Source organism: Micrococcaceae bacterium Sec5.8 (assembly GCA_039636775.1).
GTDB lineage: Bacteria > Actinomycetota > Actinomycetes > Actinomycetales > Micrococcaceae > Arthrobacter.
In genome coordinates this window covers 1,206,895-1,225,481 of the sequence record CP143429.1, presented here as the reverse complement: position 1 = coordinate 1,225,481, position 18,587 = coordinate 1,206,895, and the positions used below count along the sequence as shown (strand labels likewise).

Genomic DNA, 18,587 nt, shown 5'->3' with positions numbered 1-18,587 from the left:
AGCAGGCAGGTCAGAGCCCCAGTTCGCGGGCGATCAGCATCAACTGGACCTCTGTGGTGCCCTCACCGACTTCAAGGATCTTGGAGTCGCGGTAGTGGCGCGCCACGGTGAATTCGTTGATGAAGCCATAGCCGCCGAACACCTGGGTGGCGTCCCGCGCGTTGTCCATGGCTGCCTCGCCTGCGACCATCTTAGCGATGGCCGCCTGCGTCTTGAACGGCTTGCCGGCAAGCATCCGTGCTGCCGCGTCGTAGTACGCCAGCCGGGCGGTGTGGGCCCGTGCTTCCATCCGGGCAATCTTGAAGGCAATGGCCTGGTACTTGCCGATGTTCTGCCCGAACGCGCTGCGCTCCTTGGCATATTTCACCGACTGGTCCACGCAGCCCTGGGCCGCGCCGACGGCCAGCGCCGCGATCGCGATCCGGCCCTCGTCGAGGATGGACAGGAAGTTGGCATAGCCCCGGCCCTGGGCCCCGAGCAGATTCTCCTCGGGGACGTGGACGTTGTTGAGCGTCAGCGGGTGGGTGTCCGAGGCATTCCAGCCGACCTTGTTGTAGGCCTTCTCCGCCTTGAAGCCCGGGGTGTCGGTGGGCACCAGGAGGGTGGAGATCTCCTTCTTGATGCTGCCGTCCGGACGCTCCTGCTGGCCGGTCACCGCGGTGACGGTGACCAACTTGGTGATCTCGGTGCCGGAGTTGGTGATGAATTCCTTGTTGCCGTTGATGACCCACTCTCCACCACCGAGCTTCGCCGTGGTTTTGGTACCGCCGGCGTCTGAGCCGGCTTCCGGTTCGGTCAGGCCGAAGCCGGCGAGCGCCTTGCCGGAGGCCAGCAGCGGCAGCCATTCCTGCTTCTGCGCCTCGTTGCCGAAGCGGTGGATCGGCATCGCACCGAGCGAGACGCCGGCTTCCAGGGTGATGGCGACGGACTGGTCCACGCGGCCGAGCTGTTCCAGCGCCAGGGCGAGGGCGAAGTAGTCCCCGCCCATGCCGCCGAATTCTTCCGGGAAGGGCAGGCCGAAGAGGCCCATGTCCGCCATCTGGGAGACGATCTCGTAGGGGAAGCTGTGTTCCTCGTCGTGTTTGGCGGAAACCGGGGCCACTACTTCGTCGGCGAATTCGCGGACGGTGTCGCTGAGGACCTGGTATTCCTCGCTGAGTTCGAAATCTGTCATGGGGTGACTCCTTTGTCTTTGCTGCTGTCCGAAGAGCTGTGTCGGGCTGGGTCTGGTGCTGAAGTTCTGGGTTTGCTAGTCCGCCGTGCCCAGGGCGGGAACGGCTTCCTCGGTGGTGTCCCCGGCCGCGCTGTCCGCCGGGGGCGGCGTGGCCGGAACCGCGGGGTGGATGGTGGCGAGGACCTGGTCTGCTTTCACGAGGTCTCCGGAGTTGATGCTGATATGCACGGTTCCGGCCAGCGGCGCGACGAGCTGGTGTTCCATCTTCATGGCCTCCACCGAAAGCAGCACCTGCCCGGCCTCCACGGGATCGCCGTTACTGACCGAGACGGACACCACGGTGCCGGGCATCGGCGAGCGTACAGCCGGGTCCGCGGCCCCTTCTTCGCGTTCGACGGCGGCCAGCACCCGTTCCAGCCGGGCCTCGCGGTCCAGAGGCTCCAGCCGGCAGGACCAGCCTTCGTTGCCGATGTGGACGTACTGCGGATTTCCCTCCGGCGGGTAGTCCTCCCAGACGGCGCCCTGAGCGAACCGGAGTTCCGCACCGTCAAGTTCCAAAAAGACGCCGTTACTGGAGAGCCCCAGCACCAACACCTCGTGCACCGGGCCGTCGTTGACCCGGACGCTCGCGTGGCCGAGGTCCGGGTTGTTCAGCCAGGTAAGCGCCACGGTGGCCAGTCCCCCGCCCGGCATACCAAAACTCTTGGTCCATGCCGCTGGTGCGCCCAGCCGCCAGCCGGTGGTGGTGTCCCAGGGGGATCCGAGCGTTGCCGGGCCCTCCGCCAGGACCCAGAACGGGATGGCCGCGGCAATGAGCTCGGCGTCGCCGGCGCGGCGGAAGGTAAAGTCCGGCATCTTCCGCTCGATCAGGCCGGTGTCTAAACGTCCGGCCCGGACGTCGGCGTCGTTGATCAGCAGGCGCAGGTACTCGACGTTGGTGTCGATGCCCAGCGCCGTGTATCGGGCCAGGGCCGTGTCGAGCTTATCGAGGGCAGCCGTGCGGTCCGGACCCCAGGCGATGACCTTGGCGACCATGGGGTCGTAGTCGCTGGAGATTTCCAGGCCCGCCAGGAGGGAGGAATCGATCCGGATGTCCGGGTCGGCCGGGGTGACGGCGTCCCGGTCGTCCAGCGCGGTGAAGATGGTGCCCCGTTCATCGAGGAACACCACTTCGCCGCCCGAGGGCAGGAAGTTCTTCGCCGGGACCTCGGCGTAGACACGCGCCTCGACCGAGTGGCCGGTGAAGTCGACGTCGCTCTGGCGAACGGTGAGTTCCTCACCGGCGGCGATCCGGACCTGCCACTCGACGAGGTCGATTCCGGTGACCATCTCGGTGACAGGATGCTCGACCTGCAGGCGGGTGTTCATCTCCATAAAGAAAAACTCGTCCGGGGCGTTGTCGGAGACCAGGAATTCCACGGTGCCGGCGCCGCTGTAATTGACGCTGCGGGCGGCCTGGCACGCTGCCTCGCCGAGGCGGGCGCGGATTTCCGTCCCGTCGGGCAGTGATTCCAGCAGCGGCGACGGCGCTTCCTCGATGACCTTCTGGTGGCGGCGCTGCAGTGAGCATTCGCGCTCGCCGAGGTGGATGACGTTGCCGTGGTTGTCGGCGAGGACCTGGACCTCAATGTGCCGCGGGGTACTGACGAGGCGTTCCAGGAACAAGGTGTCGTCGCCGAAGGCGCTGGCCGCGACCCGGCGGGCGGTCGCCAGCGTCGCCTCGAGGTCCTCCGGCCGTTCAACGATGTGCATGCCCTTGCCGCCGCCGCCGGCGGACGGCTTAATGAGCAGCGGGAACCCGACGCCGGCCGCCGCCTCGATCAGTTGTGTGTCCGTCATACCCGGTGCGGCGATGCCCGGGACCACCGGGACGCCGTAGCCGGTGACGTGGTTTTTGGAGCGGATCTTGTCGCCCATGACGTTGAGGGATTCGATGCCGGGACCGATGAACGTGATGCCCGCTTTTTCCAGCGCCCGGGCAAAGTCCACGTTCTCACTCAGGAAGCCGTAACCGGGGTGGACGGCCTCGGCGCCGGTGTCGCGGCAGGCCTGGAGGATCGCCTCGGTCTTCAAGTAGCTTTCCGCCGCCGCGGCCGGACCGATGCGGACGGCAACGTCGGCCTCGCGGACGTGCCGGGCGCCGGCGTCGGCGTCGGAATAGACGGCGACGGACCGGATGCCCAGTGCGCGCAGGGTGCGGATCACCCGGCAGGCGATCTCACCCCGGTTGGCCACGAGCACGGTGCCGAAGAGCGCCCTGGTGCCCTGCGGCGTCGGGGAGGGTGTAGTCGGTGCAGAATTAGTCACTTCTGGCTCACATCCGGAAAAGGCCGAAAGAGGTCTCCGGCAGCGGGGTGCGGGAGACGACGTCGAGCGCCAGCCCCAGCACGGTGCGGGTGTCCGCGGGGTCGATGATGCCGTCGTCCCAGAGGCGGGCAGTGGAGTAGTAGGGGCTTCCCTGGTCCTCGTATTGGGCCTTGATGGGGGCCTTGAATGCCTCCTCCTCCGCGGCGGACCACTCCTCGCCGCGGGCCTCGTACTGGTCCCGCTTCACCGTGGCGAGCACGCCGGAGGCCTGGTTGCCGCCCATCACCGAGATCCGGGACGCCGGCCACATCCACAGGAACCGCGGCGAGTAGGCCCGCCCGCACATGGAATAGTTGCCGGCGCCGAAGGACCCGCCGATCACCACGGTCAGCTTGGGGACGCGGGCGGTGGCGACGGCGGTCACCATTTTGGCGCCGTTCTTGGCGATGCCGCCCTGTTCGTAGTCCTTGCCCACCATGAAGCCGGAGAGGTTTTGCAGGAAGATCAGCGCAATGCCGCGCTGGTCGCAGAGTTCGATGAAGTGCGCACCCTTGAGCGAGGATTCGCTGAAGAGCACCCCGTTGTTCGCGACGATCCCGACCGGGTGGCCGTGCAGCTTCGCGAAACCGGTGACGAGGGTGGTGCCGTAGTTCTTCTTGAATTCGTGGAAGCGGCTGCCATCCACGAGCCGTGCGATGACTTCGCGGACATCGTACTGGGCGTTGACGTCGGTGGGAACGGCGCCGTACAGCTCCTCCGGGTCCGCCCGGGGTTCGACGGCGGTGTCGATGTCCCAGGCGGGGGCTGCCGGGCCGGGCAAGGTGGAGACGATGTCGCGGACGATTTGGAGCGCATGCTCATCGTTCTCCGCCAGGTGGTCCGTGACGCCGGAGATCTTCGAATGCACGTCGCCGCCGCCGAGTTCCTCGGCCGTGACGATCTCGCCAATCGCGGCCTTCACCAGCGGCGGGCCGCCCAGGAAGATGGTGCCCTGGTTGCGGACAATCACCGTCTCATCGCTCATCGCGGGGACGTAGGCCCCGCCGGCGGTGCAGGAGCCCATCACGGAGGCGATCTGCGGGATCCGCGCCGCGGACATTTTTGCCTGGTTGAAGAAGATCCGGCCGAAGTGCTCCTTGTCCGGGAAGACCTCGTCCTGTTTGGGCAGGAACGCCCCGCCCGAATCCACCAGATAGATGCACGGCAGCCGGTTCTCCAGCGCTATCTCCTGCGCCCGCAGGTGCTTCTTCACCGTCATCGGATAGTAGGTGCCGCCCTTGACCGTGGCGTCGTTGGAGATGACCAGAACCTGGCGGCCATGGACCAGCCCGATTCCGGCAATAACGCCGGCGCCGGGCGAGTCGTCGTTATACATGCCGTTGGCCGCCAGCGGGGCGATTTCCAGGAAGGGGCTGCCGTCATCGAGCAGCCGGTCGATGCGTTCGCGGGGCAGGAGCTTGCCGCGGGCCACATGGCGTTCCCGGGACTTTTCGGGCCCGCCCAGGGCTGCCGTGGCGAGGCGTTCCTGCAACTCCCGGGCCAGCCCCAGCTGGGCGTCACGGTTTGTCGCGAAGGCGGCGCTCGTGGCGTCCACCTGGCTGGCGATTGTCTCCATTGACTGCTTTCCGTTCTCGCACCTGCGTACCGGCGGCTTGTCCCGCACCCGTTCCGGCCAATTCGGTTAGTGCCGCATAACTGAGATTTAGGTTAGTCTTTATTAACTGTGATGTCCAACACAGGGCCGCGCATATGATGGGGTTTTCGAGTGAAGGGTGTGCCGGTGACCGAACCCAGCAGGACGAGCGGGACCGCCGGACCTGCGGCATCCCTGCCTGCGGCCACCCAGCGCAGCCAGGCTAAGGAGATCCGGCGCCAGGCGCTGCTGTCCTCGGCCGCCGCCCTGTTCGCCGTCGACGGCTTCAACCGGGTGTCCCTGGAAGATCTCGGTGCGGCAGCCGGGGTCAGCGGCCCGGCGGTCTACCGGCACTTCGCCGGCAAGCAGGCGGTCCTGGGGGCGCTGTTGTTGAGTGTCAGCCAAAAGCTGCTCGACGGCGGCCGGCGCGTTATCGCGGATTCCGACGGCACCGCCGTCGCCCTGCGCCGGCTGGTCTGCTTCCACGTCGACTTCGCACTCAGCAACCCTGACGTTATCCGTGTGCAGGACCAGGACTTCAGCAACCTCGCCGACGAGGACCAGGCCGAGGTCCGCACCCTGCAAAGGAACTACGTGGAGCTTTGGGTCGACGTCCTGGCCGGCCTGCACCCGGATACCGAGGCAGCCGAGCTCAGGATGCGCGCCCACGCCACCTTCGGCCTGATCAACTCCACCCCGCATTCGGTGCGCAGCCACGGGCGCCGGATCGCGGTCAAGCGCGCCCGGCCGCTGCTGCAAAGTATGGCGCTGGCTGCCCTGATGGCACCGGCCCCGGCTGACCAGCCCGGCTGACCGCGCCCCCGAACCCCACCGGCCCGGCCGTGCGCGCCCAGGCCTGGACCATCCGGCCCCGCCGCGCAAGAGAACTGCCGGCCACCCGAACAGGCGACCGGCAGTTGCGCACCGCGGTGCTACACCATGGCCAGTGCCATGCCCGGATCAGACAGCATGGCGCCGAGATCCTGCAGGAACCGGGACCCCTGCTCGCCGTCCACCAGCCGGTGGTCAAAGGAGAGGCTGAGGGTCATGACCTGGCGCAGCGCCACCTCGTCCCGGTACTCCCACGGCATTTTCCGCACCGCACCGAGGGCCAGGATGGCTGCTTCCCCCGGGTTGAGGATGGGAGTGCCGGCATCGATGCCGAAGACACCGATGTTCGTGATGGAGATCGTTCCGCCGGAAAGATCAGCCGGGGCGGTCTTGCCGGCCCGCGCCGTGTCCGTCAGTTCGGTCAGCGCTGTCGAGATCTCCAGCAGGGACATCCGGTGGGCGTCCTTGATGTTGGGCACGGTCAGCCCGCGGGGGGTGGCCGCAGCGATACCAAGGTTCACGTAGTTGTACTGGACAATTTCCTGCCTCGCCTCATCCCACCGGGTGTTGAGCGTGGGGTGGTTCTTCAGCGCGATGAGGACGGCTTTGGACACCAGGGTAAGCGGCGTGAGTTTGTAGCCGGCGAAGGCCCGGCTGGTCTTGAGCTTCGCCAGCAGTTCCATGGTCGGGGTGACGTCGATGGTGAGGAACTCCGTGACGTGCGGGGCGGTGAAGGCACTGGAGACCATGGCGGCGGCGGTGAATTTCCGGACACCCCTGATCGGCGTCCGGGTCTCCCGGTCCCCGGCCGCCTGCCCGTTTGCGGACACCCCGGCCAGATCCCGTGATGCCACCGGCAGGTCTCCTCCGCCGACGAAGTTGCGGACGTCCTCGCGGGTGATGAGACCAAACTCCCCGGTGCCGGTGACGGAGGCGAGTTCGACGCCGAGGTCCTTGGCGAGCTTGCGCACCGGCGGCGTGGACCGGGGGCGTTCCGCAGCAGAAGGTACAGGCCCAACCGGCTCGATGACCGGAACGGACTCCACGACGGGGCCTGGCGCTGCCGCGAGCGCCACGGGAGCCGGCGCTGCCGGCGCCGCGGCGGCGGAGAAGCTGCGGGCGCGGCGGGCCGGGCGGCCGGAGCCTTCCAGCACGGCGCCGTAGCCGACAAGGTTTGGTTCACGCTTGGCGGGCGCGCCTGCTCCCCCACCTCCGGCGGCGCCCGGACCGCGGGCAGCACCGGCGTCCTCGCCCTCCACTTCGAAGGAGACAATCGGTTTGCCCACCTCCACCACGGTGCCGGGCTGTTCGTGCAGCGCTGTGATGACGCCGGCGAACGGCGAGGGAAGCTCGACGACGGCCTTCGCGGTTTCGACTTCGGCGATGATCTGGTTGAGCGCGACGGTGTCCCCGACCGCGACCTTCCACGCGACGATTTCCGATTCAGTGAGACCTTCACCGAGGTCCGGCAACCTGAATTCCTTGATCATGGTGGCGGTCATCCTTCCAGCCCGCTCAGGGAGTTGGGGCGGCCCAGGGCGCGGTCCACGCCATCAAGGATCCGGTCCAGGCCCGGGAGGTGGTGCATTTCAAGCTTCGAGTACGGGTACGGAACATCGAAGCCGGTCACCCGGACGGGGGCCGCCTCGAGGTGGAAGAAGCAGCGCTCCGTCATGCCCGCGGCAACTTCCGCTCCGATGCCGCCGGTCTGGGAGGCTTCGTGGGTGATGACCAGCCGGCCGGTCTTCCGGACGGAGGCCGCAAGGGTTGCCAAGTCCAGCGGGGCGAGTGAGCGCAGGTCAATGACCTCGATGGAGATACCCTCGTCGGCCGCGGCGAGGGCGGCGTCCTTGGCTGTCTTGACGAGCGGGCCGTAGGCCACCAGTGTGACGTCCGTGCCTTCGGTGACGACGCGGGCCTTCTCCATCGACAAGGCGGCGCCAAGGTCCAGCGCCTCGTCCACCTCGCCCTTGTCGTGGTAGCGGCGCTTGGGTTCGAAGTAGAGCACCGGATCATCCGAGGCGATGGCCTGCTGGATCATGGTGTGGGCGTCCTGCGGATTGGACACGGAAATCACCCGCAGGCCCGAGGTGTGGGTGAAGTACGCCTCGGGTGATTCGGAGTGGTGCTCCGGGGAGCCGATGCCGCCGCCGAAGGGCACCCGGATGGTGATGGGCATCTTGACCGCACCCTGGGTGCGGTAGTGCATCTTGGCGACCTGGCTGACTATCTGGTCGAAGGCCGGGTAAATGAACCCGTCAAACTGGATCTCCACCACGGGGCGGTAGCCGCGGTAGGCCAGGCCGACGGCGGTTCCCAGGATGCCGGACTCGGCGAGCGGAGTGTCCACCACCCGGTGTTTGCCGAAGTCCTTTTGCAGGCCGTCAGTGACGCGGAAAACGCCGCCGAGGGCGCCGATGTCCTCACCCATGAGGATGACTTTGGCATCGTTTTCCAGGGACTTGCGCAGGCCCGAATTGATGGCTCGGGCAAAGGTCATCTGTGTCATCAGCGTGCACCTTCTTCAGAAGCGGCTTCTGCGGGATCACCGAAAGAAGCCAGATAGCGGGAGTAGTGGTCCTGCTGGCGGTCCAGCGTGGAATTGGGCGTGCTGTAGACGTTCTGGAAGATATCCATCGGCCGCGGGTCGGGCATGTTGATGGTCCCGGCCCGCAAGGCCTTGGCGACGGCGTCGGCCTTGGCGGCGACGGCGGCCCCACGTTCGTCCGTGAGGAGTCCCTTGCGGTCGAGCAGCGACTTCAGCCGGGCGATGGGATCCTTGGCGGCCCAGTCCTCAAGCTCATTGGCGTCCCGGTACTTCGTGGGGTCATCCGCCGTCGTGTGCGGGCCCATCCGGTAGGTAACGGCCTCGATGAAGGTGGGGCCGCCGCCGTGACGGGCGCGGTCCGTGGCGATGCGGGTTGCAGCCATCACGGCCAGGACGTCGTTGCCGTCCACCCGCATGCTGGGGATCCCGAAGCCCGCCGCGCGGTCCGCGATCTGGATGTGGGACTGCAGCCGGACGGGCTCGGAGATGGCCCAGTGGTTGTTCTGGCAGAAGAAGACCACCGGGGACTGGAAGCTGGCGGCAAACACCAGGGCCTCGTTGACATCGCCCTCGCTCGTGGCGCCGTCACCGAAGTACGCCACGGCGACTGAATCGGCGCCGTCGTTCTGGATTCCCATCGCGTAGCCGGTGGCGTGCAGGGTCTGGGCGCCGATGATGATCTGCTGGGTTGCGACGTTGACTGTGTAGGGGTCCCAGCCCGCAAGCGCGTTGCCCCGCCAGGCCTTGACGATGTCTTCCGGGTTGACGCCCCGGCAATAGGCGACGCCATTGTCGCGATAGCTGGGGAAGACGAAGTCGTCGTCGCGGAGGGCACGGGCGGAGCCGATCTGGGACGCTTCCTGGCCCAGCAGCGGGGGCCACAGTGCCAGCTCGCCCTGGCGCTGCAGGGCGGTTGCCTCGGTGTCGATCCGGCGGATCACCACCATGTCCTCGTAGAGGGAGCCGAGCTGCTCGTCGGTGACGTCCTGGACCCAGGGGTCGAACTCCGGATGGCTGACGCGCTCACCCCCGGGGGTGATGAGTTGGACGAGATCCCCGCCCGACCGCCTGTTTGATTCTGCACTGTTCCCGGGGCCCCCGGCGGAAATGCCGCCCTTGCCCGCGTCGTCGGTAAACACAGTTGTCCGCACCTTCTGACGTCGTCTGACCGGCGTCTGCAGGACTCGTGATCCCGTTCCGCGCCAGCCGCCCGGGCGCCGTTGCCCCGGATAGTTGTGACCCTACTCACAACTATCATTGGGTACAACCACCCGGGACTAAATTGAGCATTCTGCACCCGACGGCGCCTTTCGACCGTGCTAATCTTGCGCATTATGCAACCCTTGGATGGCACCGACACCCGCCTGCTTTCGGCCATGGCGCGGGACCCCCGGCGGACGGTGGTGGCACTGGCGCAGAAGCTGGGGCTCTCGCGGAACACCGTTCAGGCCAGGATGGCGCAGCTGGAGAAGAAGCACGTCTTCCTGTCCTTTGAACGCCGCATCAATCCGGCGTCGTTGGGCTATCCACTGATGGCCTTTATTTCCGTGCACGTCCAGCAGCAGAAGCTCGCCAAACTGGCGGGAGAACTGGCCGACATTCCGGAGATCCTGGAAGGGTACGGACTCACCGGCTCGGCGGATCTGTTGCTCCGGGTGGTGGCGCTCGACGCCGAGGACCTGTTCCGGATCAACGGCAAGATCCTGGCCTGCGACGGTGTGGACCGGACCGATACCGCCCTGGCCATGCAGGAGATGATCCCGTTCCGGGTCCAGCCACTGCTGGAACGTGGCTCGGCCGAATGAGCACATGAGAAAAGCCCCCGTGCACGTGCACGGGGGCTTTTGCCTCTCTGCCGGCGGTTGACGCCGGCAGAGAGTCAGCCGGCGGCAACCGCCGGCAAATGGGAATCAGTGTTCGGTGGCTTTCTCGGCGCCCACACCCGTGAGGGAGCGAACTTCCATTTCAGCCTGCTTGGTGGTGTCTTCCAGCTTCTTATCCAGCACCGATCCGAGCCAGCCCAGGACGAACGCGAGCGGAATGGAGACGATGCCGGGGTTGCTGAGCGGGAAGATCGCGAAGTTGGCGCCCGGGATCATCGAGGTCTTGGCACCGGAAACCACCGGGGACAGAGCGATCAGGATAATTGCCGAGCCCAGGCCGCCGTACATGCTCCAGATGGCGCCCTGGGTGGTGAACTTACGCCAGAACAGCGAGTACAGGATCGTCGGCAGGTTGGCCGAGGCTGCGACCGCGAAGGCCAAAGCCACGAGGAACGCCACGTTCTGGCCGTTGGCGAAGATGCCGCCGACAATGGCCAGCAGGCCGATGACGACCACGGTGCGCCGCGCCACCTTGACCTCGGTGGCTGCGTCGGCCTTGCCCTTGGCAATGACGCTGGCATAGATGTCGTGGGCAAACGATGCCGCCGCGGTGATCGTGAGTCCGGCGACGACTGCCAGGATGGTGGCGAAGGCCACGGCGGAGATGAAGCCGAGCAGCAGCGGGCCACCGAGGTGGAAGGCCAGCAGCGGTGCGGCGGAGTTGACGCCGCCCGGAGCGGCTTTGATGGTGTCCGCGCCCACCAGCGCCGCCGCGCCGAAGCCCAGCACCAGGGTGAACAGGTAGAACACGCCGATCAGCCAGATGGACCAGACCACGGATTTACGGGCTTCCTTGGCGGTCGGAACCGTGTAGAAGCGCATCAGTACGTGGGGCAGGGCCGCGGTGCCCAGCACAAGGGCCAGGGCCAGGGACATGAAGTCGATCTTGGAAGTTTCAGTCTTGCCGTACTGCAGGCCCGGGTTCAGGAGGTTCTGGTTGCCCGAGGTTTCCACCGCGCCGCCGAGCAGTGCGGAGAGGTTGAAGCCGTAGATGGCGAGGACCCACAGGGTCATCACAGCCGCACCGGCAATCAGGAGCACGGCCTTGATGATCTGCACCCAGGTGGTGCCCTTCATGCCGCCGATCAGTACGTACATGATCATCAGGGCGCCGACGACGACGATGACCAGCGCCTGTCCGCCCCAGTCGCTGATGCCCAGGAGCAGGGAGATCAGGGTGCCGGCCCCGGCCATCTGGGCCAGGAGGTAGAAGAAGCAGACCACGAGGGTGGAGATGGCCGCCGCGATGCGCACGGGCCGCTGCTTGAGCCGGAAGGAGAGCACATCGGCCATCGTGAACTTGCCGGTGTTGCGGAGCAGTTCGGCCACGAGCAGCAGGGCGACGAGCCAGGCGACCAGGAATCCGATGGAGTACATAAAGCCGTCGTAGCCGTTGATGGCGATGGCCCCGGTGATCCCCAGGAACGAGGCCGCCGAGAGGTAGTCCCCTGCGATGGCGGTGCCGTTCTGGGATCCGGTGAAGGACCGTCCGGCGGCGTAGTAGTCGGCGGCCGTCTTGTTGTTCTTGCTTGCCTTGATCACGATGACCATCGTGATCGCCACGAACAGGGCGAAAATGCCCATGTTCAGCAGCGTGGTGTCCTTGAGATCCGCGACGTTGACTGCGGGAACCATAAGCGTCATTTTTCCACCCCGGTGATCTGGTTGCCGTGCTTATCGAATTCGTGGCCCTCAATTTCGTGGCGGATTTCTGCGGCGATCGGGTCGAGCCGGCGATTCGAGTAACTGACGTACCACCCGGTGATGGCGAACGTGGTCACGAACTGGGCCAGGCCCATGATCAGGCCGATGTTGATGTTGCCCCAGACCTTGGTGGACATGAATCCCACTGCGTAGTCGGCCAGCAGGACATAGGCGAAGTACCAGAGCAGGAATGCAATGGCCATCGGAAAGACAAAGCTGCGGTGACGTTTGCGCAGTTCCTGGAACCGCGGCGTCGACTGGACTTCCTTGAAGTCCACGGCCGCCGTGGCGTCCGTATCTTGGGCTTCGTGACCCATCGTTCCTCCTCATTGAGAGATTTGAGTCCACACCGGCTGCCCGGGCCTGCTCCAAACAGCCCTCCGGCCAGTGTGACTGCAATCACTCTCTCCCGTGATGCGGCATACATTCCAGCACCCCAGTGCCCTGCGTCGCTCAACGGTCGGGATGCTGCGTTCAACGGCGCGATACGCTGGGCCCATGCCCGACTCTCCCCTGTTCATCGCCGCCGCCATCGCCGTGATCGCGGCGGGGATCGCCGTCGTCGTCGCCGTGGGGCTCAAGGTGCTGCGCTCCTTCCGGGAACTTGGCACCGACGCGGAGCGGGCCACCTACAAGACCCTGCACGCGGCGTCCCGCGCCGGCCAGCACCTGCGGACGGGACTGAACCCGGCGGGCGCCGCGAAGGCAAGCCGGCAGCTGCGCAGCCTGCTGGGCTGTGACGCGCTGGCCATCACCGACGCCGCCGGCGTGCTCGCCTGGGACGGCGCCGGGGATGAGCTCAAACCGGTCCTGATGGAGCTCGCGGCCGGAGTGCTCGACGGCGGACACACCGCTGTGATCCCGGCCGGTGAAGTCCAGGAACTCGCCTGGCGCAACGGTTCCGCGGCGGTCCGGCCGGACGTGGAACGTGCCGCGGTGATCGCCCCGATCAAGGCCGGAACCCGGGTGGTGGGCGTTGTGGCGGCCTTCGCCCCCGCGGCCGGCGCGGGCTTGGTCCGGGCCACCAGCGAGGTGGCCGACTGGGTGGCAACGCAGGTGGAACTGGCCGAACTTGACGCCTCCCGCACGCTCCTGATGGAAGCCGAGGTGCGCGCACTCCGGGCCCAGATCAGCCCGCACTTCATCTACAACTCACTGAACGCGATCGCTTCCTTCATCAACACGGACCCCGTCCGGGCCCGGGAACTTGTGGTCGAGTTTGCCGATTTCACCCGCTATTCCTTCCGCCGGCACGGTGATTTCACCACCCTCGCCGAGGAACTGCGCTGCATAGACCGCTATTTGTTGCTGGAACGGGCCCGGTTCGGCGACCGCGTCCAGGTGAGCCTGCGGATTGCTCCCGAGGTCCTCAGTACCGTCATCCCGTTCCTGAGCCTGCAACCTCTGGTGGAGAACGCTGTCCGGCATGGCCTCGAGGCCAAGGAAGGGCCCGGCCATATCACCATTACGGCCAATGACTCCGGGGCGTTCGCGGAGGTCACCATCGAGGACGACGGCGTGGGCATGGATCCGGAGCAGCTGCGGGCCGTCCTTGCCGGCCACAGCGACGGCGACCACGTCGGGCTGCATAACGTCGACGCCCGCTTACGGCAGGTCTACGGCGACGACACGGGGTTGGTGATCGAGACGGCGCCCGGGGAAGGCACCCTGATCACCATGCGGGTGCCCAAGTCCCAGCCCCGCCACGACGCGTGAGCAGGCCCGGCCCAAATGCGCGCGGCAGTACGCTTGAGCCATGATTAACGTCCTCGTCGCCGACGACGAGCTGCCCGCAGTCGAGGAACTGGCCTTTTTGCTCGGCCGGGATGACCGGATCGGCGTCATCCACCGCGCCTCCTCGGGAGCCGAGGCCCTGCGCGCCCTCGCATCCGAAGAGGTCGACGCCGTCTTCCTCGACATCCACATGCCCGCACTCTCAGGCCTGGACATCGCCCGCGTCATCGCGCGCAGCAGCAAGCCGCCCGCCGTAGTCTTCGTCACGGCGGATGAAGACTGCGCCCTGGAAGCCTTCGAGCTGGCCGCCGTCGACTATCTGCTCAAGCCCGTCCGCGCCGAGCGCCTCGCCAAATCGATCGGCCGGATCAGTGAGCTGCTCAAGGAAGGGGCGCCCCGCCCGGAAATGATCACCGTGGACCTCGGCGGGACCACCAAGATGATCCGCCGCGAAGACGTCACCTACGTCCAGGCGCAGGGTGACTACGCCCGGCTGCACACCGCGGATGCGAGCTACCTCATCCGCGTCCCGCTGGCCGACCTGGAACAGCAGTGGGCGGCCGCGGATTTCCTCCGCATCCACCGCTCCTACCTGATTGCACTGAACCATGTCAGCCACATGAAGCTTGCCGCGGCCCGGCCCAGCGTCACCGTGGCGGGGGCGGGGGCGGAACTGCCCATCAGCCGGCGGCACCTGCCGTCGGTGCGGGAGAAGCTTGAGGCGACCCGGATCCGGCCGCAGGCATGACCCGCGTCCGCGTCACCGCCCCCCGCAAGACCGCCCCGCAGGGCGGCCTGCCCCCGGCCGCACGGTCCGCGGCTGACTCGCGCGAAGCTGCCGAGGAGTCCGACGCCGGCCAGGTGTTCGTCCGGTCGCTGATCCGCTCGCAGCTGCGGCTTGCGGTGGTGGTGGCCGCGGGATTCCTGCTGATCCTGGTCGCGTTCCCGCTGATGCTGGGACTGGTCCCCGGCCTCGCGGGGTCCACGATTGCGGGACTGCCTTTCGATTGGGTCCTGCTGGGTATCGGGATTTATCCGGTGATCGGGCTCAGCGCCTGGTTGTACATCCGCACGGCGGCACGCAATGAGTCCCGCTACCGTGACCTCGTTGGGGACAAGTGAGGCATCCGTGAACCCGGTTGTGGGCATCGCTGCCTTCGCCGCCGTTTCGCTGGCAACGGCGGTGATCGGCTTTTATGGCCTGCGGATCTCGCGCACCACCGGGGACTTCTACGTGGCCTCACGGACGGTCCGGCCCTGGTGGAACGCCTCGGCGATCGGCGGTGAATACCTGTCGGCGGCAAGTTTCCTCGGCGTCGCCGGGCTCATCCTGCTCTCCGGCACGGACGCCCTGTGGTTTCCCGTGGGGTACACGGCCGGTTACCTGATGCTGCTGCTGTTCGTCGCCGCCCCGCTCCGCCGCTCGGGGGCCTACACCATTCCGGATTTCACCGAGGCGCGGCTCGATTCCCGGGTGGTCCGCAGCGTCACCAGCGTCGTTGTCGTGATGGTCGGCTGGCTGTATATCGTTCCGCAGCTTCATGGCGCGGGGCTGGCGATCCGGATCACCACCGGGCTGCCGGCCTGGGTGGGCATGGTGGCGGTGGTCGCCGTCGTCTGCGTCACCGTGGTGTCCGGCGGCATGCGCTCCATCACCTTTGTCCAGGCGTTCCAATACTGGCTGAAACTCACGGCGCTGGCCGTCCCCTTCGTCTTCATTGTCCTGGTGCTCTCGGACGCCGGCACCCCTGCCGTGGCCGCCGCGTCAGCGAACCCGACAGGGGCCGCTCCCGCGGGGTTGTACGCCAATATTTCGCTGTTGGTGGCACTGCTGTTTGGCACGCTCGGGCTGCCCCACGTCCTGGTGCGGTTCTACACCAACCCGGACGGGCAATCGGCCCGCCGGACCACCCTGATCGTCCTGGGGTTGCTGTCAGTGTTTTATTTGTTCCCGACGGCGTACGGGTTGCTGGGCCGGATGTTCGCCCCCGGGCTGGCGCAGAGCGGGCAGGCCGATGCCCTGGTGCTGGTCCTTCCCGGTGAACTGGTGGGAGGGGCCGCCGGTGATCTGCTGTCCGCCCTGGTGGTGGCGGGGGCGTTCGCGGCTTTCTTATCCACGACCTCCGGGCTGGTGGTCTCGCTCGCCGGAGTCATCAGCCAGGACCTCCTGGGCGGCAGCGTCAAGGGCTTCCGCCGGGCGGCCGTGTTCTCTGCGGTGGTGCCGTTGGGGATCGCATCCATGACGGGTTCGCTGGCGCTGGCCGGCAGCGTGGGAATGGTGTTTGCGTTCACCGCGTCCACACTGTGTCCGGTGCTCCTGCTGGGCATCTGGTGGCGCAGTCTTACCGACGCCGGCGCCATTGCCGGCATGGCGACCGGCGCGGTGCTGTGCGGCGGAGCGATGGCGGCGGGGCCCCTTCTGGGAGCCGGCGGCACGCCGGCGTGGCTGGCGCAGCCGGCGGCCTGGACGGTGCCGGCCGCGTTTGCTGTGATGGTGCTCGTCTCCCGCGCCACCCGGGCGCGCGTGCCGCGGAACATCACCCGGCTGATGACACGGCTGCACACTCCGGAACGGCCGCTCGTCACCGAACGGTAGCGTCGCTCAGTCGATGGCGGCCATGAGTTCAACGGCGCGGTCCAGGAACGCGTCCACCTGGTTTTCCTCGTAGCCGTCCTTGCCGGCCGCGGGTCGGAAGAGCGCGCGGCGGATAGTGTCCACGCTCAGCGGCTTGCCTTTGTCGAGGTAGCCGATCAGCTCGTGGCAAAGATCGTCAACGTCCGTGGTGTTGTAGCTGCGGGCTTTGGCCTTGGACGGACGCCGGAACCGCTCGCCGTCGCCGCGGTGCAGCCGTCCACGTAGCACCCCAGCGATCTGGCCGATCTCCCGGAGCCAGGCTTCCTCCCCGCGTTCGGCCACGAGTTCATTACGTTCCCGCAGGGCGAGGGCATCCTCGAGGCGGTCGAGGGCCGCATCGACGCCCCCGGCAGCGTAGCCTCCCTTGACGGGGTCGAACGAGACGGCCCTGACGTCCGCGCTTTTGACGGCTCTTGCGGGCCCTGGTGACTCGAAGGACAGCCGCGCGCGCTGCATGAACTGGTCCACCTGTTTAACGTTGTAGCCGTAGTGGTTGGGCTGCACGCGGTCAAAGGAAGCAGGATTCTGCTGTTGGATCTCCACTGTTACCGTTGTTTCCTTCACTGCCGTTATGCCGTTATGCCGTTGTGCCGATCGCCCGGGTTGCCGGCACCATTCCAGGGCTGCAGGGTGCCTGCGGGCTGGCTCACACGGCGGCGAAAAGTGAGCACAGGATGAAGGCCACCGGGGAGGCGAAAACGATCGAGTCCAACCGGTCCATGACCCCGCCGTGGCCGGGCAGGATGCTGCTCATGTCCTTGATGCCAAGTTCGCGCTTGACCATGGATTCAGCGAGATCTCCGGCGGTGGCTGCGGCCACCATGCCCACGGCCAGCCCTGCACCCCACCACCAGGGCTTGTCCAGCAGGAAGATTGCGGCCAGCACGCCGACTGCCGTAGCGCCTGCGATGGAACCGGCGAAACCTTCCCAGCTCTTTTTGGGGCTGATTTTCGGTGCCATCGGGTGCTTGCCAAGGGAGGCACCGACGAGGTATCCAAACGTGTCGTTCGCGACCACCAGCAGCAGCAGGGTGGCGATCTGCCACGCTCCGGGGGGGATCACGCCGTCGGGCCATAGCCCCACCGGCGTCTCGCCCGAGGGCGTGTGCAGCGGCAAAACAGCGAAGCTGATCATGAACGGGATCCAGGCCAACGTAAAGACGCCGGCGAAGATGCTCCGCGCGGATCCGGCGGCACCCTCGAGGGACCGCCAGATCAACGCCGCGACGCTGCTGAGCATCATCGCAAACAGGAAGCTTTCCAGGCCGCCGAAGTAGGCGGAAACGGGCATCGCGACCGTGCCGGTCATGACGGGAATGATGGGCAGCCGGGTGCCCGAGGTTTCCAGGGCACGGAAGACTTCCCAGACCCCGAAAACCCCGAAGGCGGTGACGATCAGTACGAAGCCCAGCGGAAGGAACAGCAGGCCGCCGAGAACGACGACAAGCATGCCGAGCCCCACCGAGATAGCGGCGGGCAGGTTCCTGCCGGCTTTCGGCGTCGGGTTCCTCCGCTGTTTGCCCCGCACCCGGACGCCGGCTCCGGGGTCCCCCTGTTCCTGCGCCATCAGACCTCGAGCAGCTCGGCTTCCTTGCGCTTGAGCAGTTCATCGATGCCGTCGACGTGGGCCTTGGTCAGGGCGTCGAGTTCCTTTTCGCCGCGGCTGCCCTCATCCTCACCGGCTTCGCCGTCCTTGACGAGCTTGTCCAGGGTTTCCTTGGCTTTGCGGCGGATATTGCGGATGGACACCTTGGCGTCCTCACCCTTGGTCTTGACGATTTTGACGTATTCCTTGCGCCGTTCCTGCGTGAGGTCCGGGATGGTGATCCGGATGACGTTGCCGTCGTTGGAGGGGTTGGCGCCGACCTCGGAATCGCTGAGCGCACGTTCAATATCGCGCAACGCGGTCTTATCGAACGGCGTGATCAGGATGGTGCGCGCATCCGGAATGGCGAACGAGGCCAGTTGCTGCAGCGGCGTGGGCGAACCGTAGTAGTCGACCAGGACCTTGTTGTACAGGCCCGGGTTGGCGCGGCCGGTCCGGATCGAGGCGAAGTCTTCCTTGGCTACTTCAACCGCCTTGTCCATCTTTTCCCCGGCTTCGAGCAAGGTTTCTTCGATCACGATCTCTCCTCAGA

General features: G+C 66.7%; 17 protein-coding genes. 6 read left to right on the top strand and 11 right to left on the bottom strand.

Annotation, left to right across the window (positions count from 1 at the left end):
• Positions 1–10: 10 nt before the first annotated feature.
• The 3 genes from VUN84_05585 to VUN84_05575 all read right to left on the bottom strand — a co-directional run bounded on the left by VUN84_05585 (position 11) and on the right by VUN84_05575 (position 5,096).
• Positions 11–1,174 (bottom strand): acyl-CoA dehydrogenase family protein, encoded by a 1,164-nt coding sequence (locus VUN84_05585; protein XAS65137.1) that lies wholly within the window; start codon positions 1,172–1,174, stop codon positions 11–13.
• Positions 1,175–1,249: 75 nt separating this feature from the next.
• On the bottom strand, positions 1,250–3,481 hold the full coding sequence (locus tag VUN84_05580; GenBank protein ID XAS65136.1) for a biotin carboxylase N-terminal domain-containing protein: 2,232 nt from the start codon (positions 3,479–3,481) through the stop codon (positions 1,250–1,252).
• 7 nt (positions 3,482–3,488) lie between these two features.
• Positions 3,489–5,096 carry a carboxyl transferase domain-containing protein gene (locus VUN84_05575; GenBank protein XAS65135.1) on the bottom strand — a complete coding sequence of 536 codons (1,608 nt, stop codon included), beginning with the start codon at positions 5,094–5,096 and terminating at the stop codon, positions 3,489–3,491.
• A 165-nt stretch (positions 5,097–5,261) separates the two neighbouring features.
• On the opposite strand from VUN84_05575, the gene VUN84_05570 reads away from it, so the two are divergent.
• Positions 5,262–5,927 carry a TetR/AcrR family transcriptional regulator gene (locus VUN84_05570; GenBank protein ID XAS65134.1) on the top strand — a complete coding sequence of 222 codons (666 nt, stop codon included), beginning with the start codon at positions 5,262–5,264 and terminating at the stop codon, positions 5,925–5,927.
• Between the two features lie 119 nt (positions 5,928–6,046).
• Here the strand turns inward: VUN84_05570 and VUN84_05565 are convergent, their stop codons facing one another.
• From VUN84_05565 to pdhA, 3 genes are read right to left on the bottom strand one after another with little or no spacing between them, the layout of a single operon-like run.
• Positions 6,047–7,447, bottom strand: a complete 1,401-nt coding sequence (locus VUN84_05565) for a dihydrolipoamide acetyltransferase family protein (protein XAS65133.1) — start codon at positions 7,445–7,447, stop codon at positions 6,047–6,049.
• On the bottom strand, positions 7,444–8,454 hold the full coding sequence (locus VUN84_05560; GenBank protein ID XAS65132.1) for an alpha-ketoacid dehydrogenase subunit beta: 1,011 nt from the start codon (positions 8,452–8,454) through the stop codon (positions 7,444–7,446). Before VUN84_05560 ends, VUN84_05565 begins: the two co-directional genes overlap by 4 nt.
• Positions 8,454–9,632: a pyruvate dehydrogenase (acetyl-transferring) E1 component subunit alpha gene (gene pdhA, locus VUN84_05555; protein ID XAS65131.1), complete on the bottom strand. Its 1,179-nt coding sequence runs from the start codon at positions 9,630–9,632 to the stop codon at positions 8,454–8,456. Before pdhA ends, VUN84_05560 begins: the two co-directional genes overlap by 1 nt.
• A gap of 195 nt (positions 9,633–9,827) precedes the next feature.
• Between pdhA and VUN84_05550 the strand changes: the two genes are divergently transcribed.
• Positions 9,828–10,298 (top strand): Lrp/AsnC family transcriptional regulator, encoded by a 471-nt coding sequence (locus VUN84_05550; GenBank protein ID XAS65130.1) that lies wholly within the window; start codon positions 9,828–9,830, stop codon positions 10,296–10,298.
• Between the two features lie 105 nt (positions 10,299–10,403).
• On the opposite strand, the gene VUN84_05545 is transcribed toward VUN84_05550, so the two are convergent.
• Both VUN84_05545 and VUN84_05540 read right to left on the bottom strand, forming a co-directional pair.
• Positions 10,404–12,020 carry a sodium/solute symporter gene (locus VUN84_05545; GenBank protein XAS65129.1) on the bottom strand — a complete coding sequence of 539 codons (1,617 nt, stop codon included), beginning with the start codon at positions 12,018–12,020 and terminating at the stop codon, positions 10,404–10,406.
• Positions 12,017–12,397 carry a DUF485 domain-containing protein gene (locus VUN84_05540; protein XAS65128.1) on the bottom strand — a complete coding sequence of 127 codons (381 nt, stop codon included), beginning with the start codon at positions 12,395–12,397 and terminating at the stop codon, positions 12,017–12,019. The genes VUN84_05545 and VUN84_05540 overlap by 4 nt, the downstream gene beginning before the upstream one ends.
• Before the next feature lie 181 nt (positions 12,398–12,578).
• Between VUN84_05540 and VUN84_05535 the strand changes: the two genes are divergently transcribed.
• The 4 genes from VUN84_05535 to VUN84_05520 are packed head-to-tail and all read left to right on the top strand — an operon-like array spanning position 12,579 to position 16,410.
• Complete coding sequence (locus VUN84_05535) at positions 12,579–13,796, top strand: histidine kinase (GenBank protein ID XAS65127.1); 1,218 nt, start codon at positions 12,579–12,581, stop codon at positions 13,794–13,796.
• A 40-nt stretch (positions 13,797–13,836) separates the two neighbouring features.
• A complete protein-coding gene (locus VUN84_05530; protein XAS65126.1) occupies positions 13,837–14,562 on the top strand; it encodes a LytTR family DNA-binding domain-containing protein in 726 nt (241 codons plus the stop codon).
• The gene (locus VUN84_05525) at positions 14,559–14,936 is read left to right on the top strand and encodes a hypothetical protein (protein XAS65125.1); all 378 of its coding nucleotides are present in this window, start codon (positions 14,559–14,561) and stop codon (positions 14,934–14,936) included. The genes VUN84_05530 and VUN84_05525 overlap by 4 nt, the downstream gene beginning before the upstream one ends.
• A 7-nt stretch (positions 14,937–14,943) precedes the next feature.
• Positions 14,944–16,410 (top strand): cation acetate symporter, encoded by a 1,467-nt coding sequence (locus tag VUN84_05520; GenBank protein ID XAS65766.1) that lies wholly within the window; start codon positions 14,944–14,946, stop codon positions 16,408–16,410.
• Between the two features lie 6 nt (positions 16,411–16,416).
• Here the strand turns inward: VUN84_05520 and VUN84_05515 are convergent, their stop codons facing one another.
• The 3 genes from VUN84_05515 to frr all read right to left on the bottom strand — a co-directional run bounded on the left by VUN84_05515 (position 16,417) and on the right by frr (position 18,573).
• Positions 16,417–16,992 carry a DivIVA domain-containing protein gene (locus VUN84_05515; GenBank protein ID XAS65124.1) on the bottom strand — a complete coding sequence of 192 codons (576 nt, stop codon included), beginning with the start codon at positions 16,990–16,992 and terminating at the stop codon, positions 16,417–16,419.
• A 103-nt stretch (positions 16,993–17,095) separates the two neighbouring features.
• The gene (locus tag VUN84_05510; GenBank protein ID XAS65123.1) at positions 17,096–18,016 is read right to left on the bottom strand and encodes a phosphatidate cytidylyltransferase; all 921 of its coding nucleotides are present in this window, start codon (positions 18,014–18,016) and stop codon (positions 17,096–17,098) included.
• Positions 18,016–18,573, bottom strand: a complete 558-nt coding sequence (gene frr, locus VUN84_05505) for a ribosome recycling factor (GenBank protein ID XAS65122.1) — start codon at positions 18,571–18,573, stop codon at positions 18,016–18,018. Before frr ends, VUN84_05510 begins: the two co-directional genes overlap by 1 nt.
• Positions 18,574–18,587 lie beyond the last annotated feature (14 nt).

Coding starts and splice junctions, on each gene's coding strand:
- VUN84_05530 (XAS65126.1), top strand. CDS start 13,837: ATGATTAACGTCCTCGTCGCCGACGACGAGCTGCCCGCAGTCGAGGAA.
- VUN84_05510 (XAS65123.1), bottom strand. CDS start 18,016: ATGGCGCAGGAACAGGGGGACCCCGGAGCCGGCGTCCGGGTGCGGGGC.
- VUN84_05535 (XAS65127.1), top strand. CDS start 12,579: ATGCCCGACTCTCCCCTGTTCATCGCCGCCGCCATCGCCGTGATCGCG.
- VUN84_05525 (XAS65125.1), top strand. CDS start 14,559: ATGACCCGCGTCCGCGTCACCGCCCCCCGCAAGACCGCCCCGCAGGGC.
- VUN84_05560 (XAS65132.1), bottom strand. CDS start 8,454: ATGACACAGATGACCTTTGCCCGAGCCATCAATTCGGGCCTGCGCAAG.
- VUN84_05575 (XAS65135.1), bottom strand. CDS start 5,096: ATGGAGACAATCGCCAGCCAGGTGGACGCCACGAGCGCCGCCTTCGCG.
- VUN84_05540 (XAS65128.1), bottom strand. CDS start 12,397: ATGGGTCACGAAGCCCAAGATACGGACGCCACGGCGGCCGTGGACTTC.
- VUN84_05565 (XAS65133.1), bottom strand. CDS start 7,447: ATGACCGCCACCATGATCAAGGAATTCAGGTTGCCGGACCTCGGTGAA.
- VUN84_05585 (XAS65137.1), bottom strand. CDS start 1,174: ATGACAGATTTCGAACTCAGCGAGGAATACCAGGTCCTCAGCGACACC.
- VUN84_05550 (XAS65130.1), top strand. CDS start 9,828: ATGCAACCCTTGGATGGCACCGACACCCGCCTGCTTTCGGCCATGGCG.
- VUN84_05545 (XAS65129.1), bottom strand. CDS start 12,020: ATGACGCTTATGGTTCCCGCAGTCAACGTCGCGGATCTCAAGGACACC.